We start from the raw sequence: 10,892 nt of genomic DNA, 5'->3' as shown, positions 1-10,892 counted from the left end.
TTTTATTTTGTGTTGGGGGTGGGGGCGCGCGGGGCGGTCTTGGCGGGGGGGGGGGGGCCGCCCGCGCGGTTGGGCGGGGGCCCCCCGGGCCGGCGGTTCCCGATGCTTACTTCTTGGCCTTGACCTGAACGTCGGAGAACAGCGGGTCGCCGTCCTGCCCGTAGACGATCTTGCCGAAGACGTTGCGGGACTGGCCCGAGTTGTTCTTGTAGAACCAGAGCGGGATCGACGGCATGTCGGCCTTCAGGAGCTGCTCGGCCTGCTGGTACATCTTCACCGTCTCGTCGAGCGTCTTGGCCTTGTCGGCCTGAGCGGACAGCTCGTCGAACTCCTTGTTGGAGTAACCGCTGGTGTTACCGGCGGCCGTGGTGCCGTACAGGTCGCGCATGAAGTTCGAGTTGACCGGGTAGTCGAGCACCCAGCCACCGCGGTACATGGACTTGACCTTCTTCTGGTCACGCGCGTTCAGGTCGGTCTGGAAGTCCGGCTTCGAGTCGCCGGTGCACTCCACGCCGGTGGCCTGACGGATCGAGTTGCAGACCGCGTCGACCCACGCCTTGTGCGGCTGGTCGGCGTTGAACTGGATCGAGATCTTGTTGCCCGGGACGCCGCCACCCTCCTTGATGAGGGCCTTGGCCTTGGCGGCGTCGAACTTGGTGACGTCACCGAGGGCGCCGGCCTTGTAGCCGAGCACACCGCGGGCGACGTACGAGTCCGCCGGCTCACGGGTTCCGTTGAGCACCGTCTTGGTGATCGTGTCGCGGTCGATCGCCATCGACAGGCCCTGGATGACCTTGGGGTTGATGTTCTTCCACTGCGGCGTGTAGAACGCCGGGACGATCGACTGGACCGCGGAGTACTCCTGGTCGATCGCACGGTCGCCGAGGTCCTGCTTGTAGTTCTTCAGCGCGGTGACCGGAACCTGCTCGATCCAGTCGAGCTGGTCGGAGCGGAGGGCGGAGTACGCGGCTTCGGCGGTCGTGTAGTTCTTGAAGTCGATGCCGCCGTTCTTGGCCTTGTTCGGGCCGGTGTAGCCGTCGAACTTGCGGACCTTGATCAGCTTCTTGTGGTCCCACGCCTCGAACTTGTAGGGGCCGTTGCCGATCGGCTTCTCGCCGTAACCCTTCGGGTCCTTGAAGAAGCCCTCGGGCAGCGGGGCCCACACGTCGTAGCCCAGCTTGTACGCGAAGTACGAGACGGGGCCGGAGAGCGTGATGGTGAAGGTGTTGTCGTCGACGACCTTCAGGCCGGACATGGCCGCGGTCTTCGGCTCACCCTTCTCGGGGTGGACGTCCGCGTAGCCCTTGATGTCCTGGAACCAGCTGGAGTTGGTCTGGTTGTTCTTGACGTTCGCGGACCAGTTCCAGGAGTCCACGTAGGACTTGGCGGTCACGGTCGAACCGTCGTGGAACTTCCAGCCCGGCTTGAGCTTGACGGTCCACACGGACGAGTCGGCGTTCGGGGTTACCGACTCCGCGTTGATGTAGGTGAGCTTGCCGGTGCCCGGCTCGTAGTCGACGAGGCCCGAGAAGATCGTCCGCAGGACGCGGCTGCCCTGGCTCTCCTTGGCGTTCGCCGGCTGCAGCGGGTTCTGCGGCTCTCCCAGCTGGGCGACCAGAATCCCGTTCGGGTCGGCCTTGCCCGCGTTCATGTCGTCGCCACTGTCGCTGTCGCCGCCGCCACAGGCGGTGGCCGCCAGGGCCACGACTATCGCACCCGCTACCCACTTGGCGCTCTTGGCACCGCGCATGGGTTCCTCCTCATGAGTCCACTTGTCACTACGAGAAGGGCAAAGGTAGGTGCGCCGACACCCCTGACGGCGCTCGTTCAATGCCCTGAGTGTGCTCGTGAGTCGGCGCTCCCCACAGCGCATGACCCATTGACCCGAGCTCAATGGAGCCAACTATTAAGTACGACCGGGCCGTAAACCACACTTAAAGGGTCTCGTTTTGACAACATCGCCCAGCCATGGGTGCCCGAAATCCGGACAAAGCGAGCACAGACAGACACCCGCGAAACGGACCGTTAACACATGTTCCGGAGAGCGATGGCCGATATGCGGACACTCGGGCACTGAAAGCCCGTCGAAATCCGATTGACGAACGGCCCGGACCTCCGCAGATTCTGCGGAGGTCCGGGCCGTGTCACTGACGCGGTGTCAGGGCGCCGCGGGCGGCCCGCCGGAGTCCGGCGTCACCGCTGTCCGTCCGCGCCCCGTCGATCAGCCGTGCTTGGCGCGCGAGGCCGCACGGGCGCGCTCGCGGCCGTCCAGCTTCACCTTGCGGATGCGAATGGATTCCGGGGTCACCTCGACGCACTCGTCGTCGCGGCAGAACTCCAGCGACTGCTCCAGGGAGAGCTTGCGCGGCGGGACGATCGCCTCGAACGAGTCGGCCGAGGAGGACCGCATGTTCGTGAGCTTCTTCTCCTTGGTGATGTTCACGTCCATGTCGTCGGAGCGCGAGTTCTCGCCGACGATCATGCCCTCGTACACCTCGGTGCCGGGGTCGGTGAACAGCACGCCGCGCTCCTGGAGGTTGGTCATCGCGAACGCGGTGACGGCACCCGAGCGGTCGGCGACCAGCGAACCGTTGTTACGGGTCGTCAGGGGGCCGAACCAGGGCTCGTGACCCTCGTGGATGGAGTGGGCGATGCCGGTGCCGCGGGTGCCCGTCAGGAACTCCGTACGGAAGCCGATGAGGCCACGGGACGGGACGACGAACTCCATGCGGACCCAGCCGGAGCCGTGGTTCGACATGTTGTCCATCCGGCCCTTGCGGACGCCCATGAGCTGCGTGACCGCACCCATGTGCTCCTCGGGCACGTCGATCGTCATGCGCTCGACGGGCTCGTGGACCTTGCCGTCGACCTCCTTGGTGACGACCTGCGGCTTGCCGATGGTCAGCTCGAAGCCCTCACGGCGCATCTGCTCGACCAGGATGGCCAGCGCCAGCTCACCACGGCCCTGCACCTCCCAGGCGTCGGGGCGCTCGGTGTCCAGGACGCGCAGCGAGACGTTACCGACGAGCTCGCGGTCGAGGCGGTCCTTGACCTGGCGGGCGGTGACCTTGCGGTCCTTGACCGCGGACTTGGCGTCCGCGCCCTTGCCGGTGCCGCCGCGGCCGACCAACGGCGAGGTGTTCGTGCCCACCGTCATCGAGATCGCGGGCTCGTCGACCGTGATCAGCGGCAGCGCGATCGGGTTCTCCGGGTCGGCCAGCGTCTCGCCGATCATGATGTCGGGGATACCGGCGACGGCGCAGATGTCACCGGGGCCCGCCATCTCGGCCGGCTTGCGGGTGAGCGCCTCGGTCATCATCAGCTCACTGATGCGGACGTTGGCGATGGTGCCGTCCCGCTTGATCCAGGCCACGGTCTGGCCCTTGCGCAGCTCGCCCTGCTCGACACGGAGCAGCGCGATACGGCCGAGGAAGTTGTCGGCGTCGAGGTTGGTGACGTGGGCCTGGAGCGGCGCGGCCTCGTCGTACTCGGGGGCCGGGACGTGCTCGAGGATGGTGGTGAAGAACGGCTCGAGGTTGTCGCTGTCCGTGGGGACGGTGCCGTCCTCCGGCTTGGTCAGCGAGGCGACGCCGTCACGGGCGCAGGCGTAGACGATCGGGAACTCGATCTGGTCCTCGTCCGCGTCCAGGTCCAGGAACAGGTCGTACGTCTCGTCGACGACCTCGGCGATCCGGGAGTCCGGGCGGTCCGTCTTGTTGATGCAGAGGATGACGGGCATCCGGGCCTGCAGCGCCTTGCGGAGCACGAAGCGGGTCTGCGGGAGCGGGCCCTCGGAGGCGTCCACGAGCAGGACGACCGCGTCGACCATCGACAGACCGCGCTCGACCTCGCCGCCGAAGTCGGCGTGACCGGGGGTGTCGATGATGTTGATGGTGATCGGGGCGCCGCCGGCCTTGGGGTGGTACTTCACGGCGGTGTTCTTCGCCAGGATCGTGATGCCCTTCTCACGCTCCAGGTCGTTCGAGTCCATCATGCGGTCGTCGAGGTGCTCGGCGGCGTGCGCGGCGAAGGCGCCGGCCTGCTTCAGCATGGCGTCGACCAGGGTGGTCTTGCCATGGTCGACGTGGGCGACGATGGCAACGTTACGGATGTCGTGGCGCGTGGGCATGCTGGCTGGCGCTTCTCTCGATCGGGGATCAGGCGTCTGACCGTCATGGCCTCGTCCGCCCGCCGGGCGGACACGCCACGGCTCGTCCCATGGTACGGGGCCGCCGGGTGCGGGGCTTCCCGGGCCGATCGAGAGGCAGTCACTGCTGGGGATGTGGGGTGCGCTGAGGTGCAAAGAACCGGGTCAAGGGTGGTCATGATCCTGCCCGCCGGCGACGCCGGCGGGCAAGGGACTTGAGGCAGTTCTGAGGTTGTGCGCGACTGCCTCACGGTAGTCTCACGTGTTTACCGGTTTTAACCCTTCTTGAACCCGATGTCCTGGTAGCGGGGTGCCGCGAAGCCGAACGCACCGGCGTTGCGGACGGTGGGCCTGGCCGCCACCAGCTCGGGACGCTGGTAGAGCGGAATGGACCCGGCCGCGGCCCAGATCCGGGCGTCGGCCTTGCGGACCAGCTCACGGGCGGCGTCCTGGTCGAGCTCGGCGGCCGCCTGGTCGAAGAGCTGGTTGATGTAGTCGGTGCCGACCCGGGTGTAGTTCTGCTCCACCAGCAGCGAGCCGTCGGACGCGGGCTCGGGCTTGGCGAAGATCGGCCGGGCGTCGGTCGCCGGGTAGGCGGTGGCGGGCCAGGAGTAGAGCGCCAGGTCGTAGTTGCCGGACGCGATGTGGTCCTTGAAGTAACCGGCGTCGGCGACCTTGGTGATCTCGGTACGGATACCGACCCGGTCCAGCATCCGCGCGACCTTCGCGCCGACCGCGCGCAGCGGCTCGGAGCCCGGGCCGGACGGCAGGACGAAGCGCAGGGAGAGCGGCTTGCCGTTCTTGCCCACCGCGCCGGCCACGACCGGGGCGGCCGTGCCGCGCGGTGCGTACGCTCCGGCGACCTCGCCCTTCTTGTCCTGGGTACCCGCACCGCGGGCCTCGTCGTCCGAGCCGGGGCGGCCCGGCAGGGCCATTTCCCGGCCGGCGGCGGCGGGTGCCGGCGCGAGGATGCGCGTACCGCCCGAGGCGGGTCCGTGCACCGCGCTCGCGGGCTTGTCGTCGCCGACGATGTAGAGCCCGTCGTCGGAGGCGGCGTCGCCGCCGGCCTTCCGGCCCGAGGACTGCGGCGCGGACGAGGGGAATCCGGAGGCGTTGGGGGACGCGCTCGCGCCCGCCTCGCTGCCCGCCTTGGCCGGAGCGGGCTTCTTCAGACCGCCCGGTGTCCAGCCGGCGTCGGCCAGCAGCGCCTGCGCCTCCTCGGTGTTCTGCTCGCCGAGCGCGCCGCTGTTGTCGGTGTACGCGTTCTGGCCCGCCAGGGCGAGGTGGCTGCCGGGCGGGTCGGCGGGCAGCCCGAGCGGCGACAGCACGGTCTCGGCGAGCTCCTTGCGGTCGAGCGCGCGGGCCACGGCGCGGCGCACCCGGGCGTCGGCGAGCGGGCCCGACTCGCCGTTCAGCGCGAGCTGGGTGTAGGCGGGCTCCAGGGACTTCCGGACCACGTACCCCTTCAGCGCGGTCTGCGCGGCGACGTACGCCGAGACGGACCGGCTGCGGGCCGCCAGGGCCTTGTCGTCACCCGAGCCGTGGGGCACGGCCCCGCCCTTCAGGGCCTTGGACGGGGTCCGGCCGGCGGCGGGGGAACTCGGCTGCCCGCTCGCGTGGCCGGGCCCCGCGGCTCCGGCGATACGGGTCGCCGTGCCCCGGTCGATCTCGGCGATGTCGACGCGGCCGGCCGCCAGGGCGTCCGCCCGCTTGTCCCGCGGCACGGCGGTGAACACCAGGTTCTCCAGCTTGGCCTGCTCACCCCACCAGCGCGGGTTGCGTACCAGCGTGGCCGTGCCGGCCTTGCGGTCCATCGGGCCCAGGCGGAACGGTCCTGCAGTGGCCTTGAGGCCGTCACGCGCGCCGTCGTTGAAGGCATTCGGCGCCGAGGTCACGTCCTTCGGGTACAGCGGGGTGAAGAGGGACTGCCAGTCGGCGTACGGCTTGGTGAAGGTGACCTTGACCTCGAGGTCGCTGGCCCCCTTCTGGATCTCCTCGATCCGCTCGTAGCCGGCGTTGCGCGCCGTCCAGTACGCGCTGTCCTTGCCGCTGAGCGCGCGCCACTGGGAGACGAAGTCGGGTGCGCCGATCTCCCGGCCGTCGCTCCAGACGGCCTTCTGGTTGAGCTTGTAGAGCACGACCTGCTTGGGCTCGCGGTCGACGATCTCGGCGGACTCCACGAAGTCGGGGTTGCGCTGCGGCCGGCCGCTCTTGTCGAGCGTGAAGAGGGAGGGCAGCACGGCCCCGGCGATGCGCGTGGTGGCGGCGTCGGCGTCCGCCTGGAAGGCGTTCAGCGTCGTCGGCATCGCGTCGATCGCCCAGCGAAGGGTGCCCCCGTCGGCGACCTTGTCCCGGGCGGCAGCGGCGATGTCCGGGGCTGCGGCCTTCCCCGTGCGCTCGGACTCGTCCGCGCTGCAGGCCGCCAGGACCGGCAGGGCCAGAACCCCGCTGGTGAGCAGCGCAACGGACCGGAGCGTTCGGGAGCAGGTCCTCCCGCGTGGCGCGTCGACCTGGGACATGAGTTATACCTCTTCGTCCTGATTAGCGGAATTTGGAGATGATCACACCGATTCCGGTCCACTGAAGTGGAGAGGGCGCGCCCGGGGGCGGAGACACGGCGCGAACCGCTGGAATGCCACCCGCTCGGCCCAATGAAGCAGCGCCCATAACCTGACACAAAGGGGGAAAATAGGGGGAGTGAGATCCGACTCAGAAGGGGCGCACTCCCAGCGCATGCACCGGCAATCCCTGCACGTCCCTTCACAAGCGGGGATGTGACGCGCAACACTCGCAGGCGCATGAGCGACGCCACCGCCCCCTGCGGAAGTGAGGGCAAGTCATGTCCGAGCAGGAAGAACTGACAGCGATTCGGCACCGCCTCGACGAGCTGGTCCAGCGGGTCGGGGAGCTGGAGCGAACCGTTGATCAGCTGCGTGGCGCCGGACCGGCCGCGCAAGCCGCGCGGAAGTCACCGGACCGCCCTGAGCTGGTCACCATCCCCGATGTTCCGTACAACAACGCGCTGTGGACGGACTCGGACGACGAGGGACTGGGCGTCCGAGACCGGCACGCTCCCTAGGAGACCTCGTTGGCCACTGGCACCGAACCACCACAAATCAATACAGGCGTGCACGGCGCGACGCGAGCCGCCATCGGCCCCCGCCATCTGCGGACGGACCGATGGTGGCTCGCGCCGGCCCTGACCGCCGGAGGGCTGCTCGCCTTCATCGTGTACTCGACCTGGCGGGCCTTCTCCAACGCCGACTACTACGCGGCGCCGTACGTGTCGCCGTTCTACTCGCCCTGCCTCGCCGAGAACTGCGAGCCGATGCGGTCCGGCCCCAACTGGGAGATCTTCGGCAGCTGGTGGGGCCTGTCCCCCGCCCTCCTCATCCTGATCTTCCCGCTGGGCTTCCGGCTGACCTGCTACTACTACCGCAAGGCGTACTACCGGGGCTTCTGGGCCTCTCCCCCGGCCTGCGCGGTGGCCGAGCCGCACAAGAAGTACACGGGCGAGACCCGCTTCCCGCTGATCCTCCAGAACATCCACCGGTACTTCTTCTACGCCGCGCTGCCGGTCGCCGGAATCCTCACGTACGACACCGTGCTCTCGTTCCGCGACGAGAACTACGCGTGGGGCCACATGGGCCTCGGCACGATCGTCTTCCTGGTCAACATCGTGCTGATCTGGGCATACACCCTCTCCTGCCACTCCTGCCGGCACATCATCGGCGGGCGGCTCAAGCACTTCTCCAAGCACCCGGTGCGCTACCGGCTGTGGGGCTGGGTCGGCAGGCTGAACGAGCGCCACATGGTGCTCGCATGGGCGTCCCTCATCAGCGTCGCGCTCGCGGACTTCTACGTCTATCTCGTCGCGTCCGGTGCCTTCGACGATCCGAGGCTGTTTTGACAAGGGAAGGCGCCTGACATGACAGAGCTCGAACGCCAGCAGTGGGACGTCGTGGTGGTGGGCGCGGGCGGCGCGGGCCTGCGCGCCGCCATCGAGGCCCGCGAGAGGGGCGCCCGTACGGCGGTCATCTGCAAGTCCCTGTTCGGCAAGGCCCACACGGTGATGGCGGAGGGCGGCATCGCCGCCTCCATGGGGAACGTGAACTCCGGGGACAACTGGCAGGTCCACTTCCGCGACACCATGCGCGGCGGCAAGTTCCTCAACCAGTGGCGGATGGCGGAACTCCACGCGCGCGAGGCGCCGGACCGCGTCTGGGAGCTGGAGACCTGGGGCGCGCTGTTCGACCGCACCGCCGACGGAAAGATCTCGCAGCGCAACTTCGGCGGGCACGAGTACCCCCGGCTGGCGCACGTCGGTGACCGGACCGGCCTGGAGCTGATCCGCACCCTCCAGCAGAAGATCGTGTCGCTCCAGCAGGAGGACTTCAAGGAGACCGGGGACTACGAGTCCCGGCTGAAGGTCTTCCAGGAGTGCACCGTCACCCGGGTCCTCAAGGACGGGGACCGGGTCTCCGGCACGTTCTGCTACGAACGTGAGTCCGGGCGGTTCTTCGTCCTCGAAGCCCCCGCGGTGGTCCTCTCCACCGGCGGCATCGGCAAGTCCTTCAAGGTGACGTCGAACTCCTGGGAGTACACCGGCGACGGCCACGGGCTGGCGCTGCTCGCGGGAGCGCCGCTGCTCAACATGGAGTTCGTGCAGTTCCATCCGACCGGCATGGTCTGGCCGCCGTCGGTGAAGGGGATTCTCGTCACCGAGTCGGTGCGCGGCGACGGCGGGGTGCTGCGCAACTCCGAGGGCAAACGGTTCATGTTCGACTACATCCCCGACGTCTTCAAGGAGAAGTACGCGCAGTCGGAGGAGGAGGGCGACCGCTGGTACGAGGACCCGGACAACAACCGGCGTCCTCCCGAGCTGCTGCCGCGCGACGAGGTGGCCCGTGCCATCAACGCCGAGGTGAAGGCGGGACGCGGTTCCCCCCACGGCGGGGTGTTCCTGGACGTCTCGACGCGGATGCCCGCCGACGTGATCCGACGCCGACTGCCGTCGATGTACCACCAGTTCAAGGAACTGGCGGACGTCGACATCACGGCCGAGGCCATGGAGGTCGGCCCCACCTGCCACTACGTGATGGGCGGCATCGCCGTCGAGTCCGACAGCGCCTCCGCGGTGGGGGTGCCCGGCCTGTTCGCGGCCGGCGAGGTCGCCGGCGGTATGCACGGCTCCAACAGGCTCGGCGGCAACTCGCTCTCCGACCTGCTGGTCTTCGGCCGCCGCGCGGGGCTGTACGCGGCCGAGCACGCGGCGGGGCTCGCGGTGCGGCCCGCGGTCGACGAGGCACAGATCGACGCGGCCGCGGCGGAGGCCCTGCGCCCCTTCAGCGCGGAGGGTCCCGAGGAGGGCGCACAGCCGGAGAATCCGTACACCCTCCATCAGGAGCTCCAGCAGACGATGAACGACCTCGTCGGCATCATCCGGCGCGCGGGCGAGATGGAACAGGCGCTGGAGAAACTGGCCGACCTCCGGGTCCGCGCACGGCGGGCGGGTGTCGAGGGCCACCGGCAGTTCAACCCGGGCTGGCACCTCTCGCTGGATCTGCGGAACATGCTGCTGGTCAGCGAGTGCATCGCGCGGGCGGCGCTGGAACGCACCGAGAGCCGCGGCGGTCACACCCGTGAGGACTGCCCCGCGATGGAGCGCGACTGGCGGCCGGTCAATCTGATGTGCCGGCTGGTGGACCCCACCGGCGGACTGGCGGCGACCGATCCGGTACGCGGCCAGATCGCGCTGGAACGCAGGACGACCGATCCCATCCGTCCGGACCTGCTCGCTCTGTTCGACAAGGAGGAGCTGGTCAAGTACCTCGCCGAAGAGGAGCTCTACGAGTGAGTTCGTACCAAGCCGGCTTCAGGGTGTGGCGCGGCGACAAGGACGGGGGCGGGCTGGAGGACTTCTCCGTCGAGGTCAACGACGGCGAGGTCGTGCTCGACATCATCCACCGCCTCCAGGCCACCCAGGCGTCCGACCTCGCTGTCCGCTGGAACTGCAAGGCGGGCAAGTGCGGTTCGTGCAGCGCGGAGATCAACGGCCGGCCGCGGCTGATGTGCATGACGCGGATGTCCGTCTTCACCCGCGAGGAGACGATCACGGTGACTCCGCTGCGGGCGTTCCCCGTGGTGCGCGACCTCGTGACGGACGTGAACTTCAACTACACGAAGGCGCGGGAGGTGCCGTCCTTCGTCCCGCCGCCGGGCGTCGCCGCCGGTGAGTACCGCATGCAGCAGGTCGACGTGGACCGCTCGCAGGAGTTCCGCAAGTGCATCGAGTGCTTCCTGTGCCAGGACACCTGCCATGTGGTGCGCGACCACGAGGAGAACAAGACGGCGTTCGCCGGCCCACGCTTCCTGATGCGGGTGGCGGAGCTGGACATGCACCCCCTCGACGCGGCGTCCGAGGCGGGTTTGGACCGCAAGAAGACGGCCCAGGACGAGCACGGTCTCGGCTACTGCAACATCACCAAGTGCTGTACGGAGGTGTGCCCGGAGGGCATCAAGATCACGGACAACGCCCTGATCCCGCTGAAGGAACGGGCGGTCGACCGGAAGTACGACCCGCTGGTGTGGCTGGGGAACAAGATCGGCCGCCGGAAGGACTGACGAGGTCCTGTGGGTGTCCGCACGCGCGGACACCCACAGCAGGGGCAGGTGCCGGTAGGGGCGGGGTACGGGCGGGCGGGATGCGTGGCCGGTTTTCGGTGGCGCCCGACCGGCCCGCGCG

At 68.7% G+C, this 10,892-nt stretch carries 7 protein-coding genes; 4 read left to right on the top strand and 3 right to left on the bottom strand.

Annotated elements, in window-relative coordinates; translation table 11 throughout:
* Positions 1 to 106 precede the first annotated feature (106 nt).
* The 3 genes from ACFWU3_RS35960 to ACFWU3_RS35950 form a co-directional block, all read right to left on the bottom strand.
* Positions 107 to 1,750 (bottom strand): ABC transporter substrate-binding protein, encoded by a 1,644-nt coding sequence (locus ACFWU3_RS35960; protein WP_384445758.1) that lies wholly within the window; start codon positions 1,748 to 1,750, stop codon positions 107 to 109.
* 471 nt (positions 1,751 to 2,221) lie between these two features.
* Entirely contained in the window at positions 2,222 to 4,129 is a 1,908-nt protein-coding gene (gene typA, locus ACFWU3_RS35955; protein WP_384445756.1) for a translational GTPase TypA, read from the bottom strand.
* Positions 4,130 to 4,422: 293 nt separating this feature from the next.
* Positions 4,423 to 6,666, bottom strand: a complete 2,244-nt coding sequence (locus tag ACFWU3_RS35950) for an ABC transporter substrate-binding protein (protein WP_384445754.1) — start codon at positions 6,664 to 6,666, stop codon at positions 4,423 to 4,425.
* Positions 6,667 to 6,986: 320 nt separating this feature from the next.
* On the opposite strand from ACFWU3_RS35950, the gene ACFWU3_RS35945 reads away from it, so the two are divergent.
* The 4 genes from ACFWU3_RS35945 to ACFWU3_RS35930 are packed head-to-tail and all read left to right on the top strand — an operon-like array spanning position 6,987 to position 10,771.
* The gene (locus ACFWU3_RS35945) at positions 6,987 to 7,226 is read left to right on the top strand and encodes a hypothetical protein (protein ID WP_313944314.1); all 240 of its coding nucleotides are present in this window, start codon (positions 6,987 to 6,989) and stop codon (positions 7,224 to 7,226) included.
* Positions 7,227 to 7,235: 9 nt separating this feature from the next.
* Complete coding sequence (locus ACFWU3_RS35940) at positions 7,236 to 8,057, top strand: hypothetical protein (RefSeq protein ID WP_384445752.1); 822 nt, start codon at positions 7,236 to 7,238, stop codon at positions 8,055 to 8,057.
* Positions 8,058 to 8,075: 18 nt separating this feature from the next.
* Positions 8,076 to 10,004 carry a fumarate reductase/succinate dehydrogenase flavoprotein subunit gene (locus ACFWU3_RS35935; RefSeq protein WP_384445750.1) on the top strand — a complete coding sequence of 643 codons (1,929 nt, stop codon included), beginning with the start codon at positions 8,076 to 8,078 and terminating at the stop codon, positions 10,002 to 10,004.
* Positions 10,001 to 10,771 carry a succinate dehydrogenase/fumarate reductase iron-sulfur subunit gene (locus ACFWU3_RS35930; protein ID WP_327680653.1) on the top strand — a complete coding sequence of 257 codons (771 nt, stop codon included), beginning with the start codon at positions 10,001 to 10,003 and terminating at the stop codon, positions 10,769 to 10,771. The genes ACFWU3_RS35935 and ACFWU3_RS35930 overlap by 4 nt, the downstream gene beginning before the upstream one ends.
* Positions 10,772 to 10,892: the final 121 nt, after the last annotated feature.

The organism is Streptomyces sp. NPDC058685, assembly GCF_042714725.1.
Lineage (GTDB): Bacteria > Actinomycetota > Actinomycetes > Streptomycetales > Streptomycetaceae > Streptomyces.
Note: the sequence above shows the minus strand (reverse complement) of the source record. Positions and strands in the feature narration are given on the sequence as shown.

Bases quoted from the DNA above. Each gene is read 5' to 3' on its own strand.
- ACFWU3_RS35960 (WP_384445758.1), bottom strand. From the start codon at position 1,750: ATGCGCGGTGCCAAGAGCGCCAAGTGGGTAGCGGGTGCGATAGTCGTG.
- typA (WP_384445756.1), bottom strand. From the start codon at position 4,129: ATGCCCACGCGCCACGACATCCGTAACGTTGCCATCGTCGCCCACGTC.
- ACFWU3_RS35950 (WP_384445754.1), bottom strand. From the start codon at position 6,666: ATGTCCCAGGTCGACGCGCCACGCGGGAGGACCTGCTCCCGAACGCTC.
- ACFWU3_RS35945 (WP_313944314.1), top strand. From the start codon at position 6,987: ATGTCCGAGCAGGAAGAACTGACAGCGATTCGGCACCGCCTCGACGAG.
- ACFWU3_RS35935 (WP_384445750.1), top strand. From the start codon at position 8,076: ATGACAGAGCTCGAACGCCAGCAGTGGGACGTCGTGGTGGTGGGCGCG.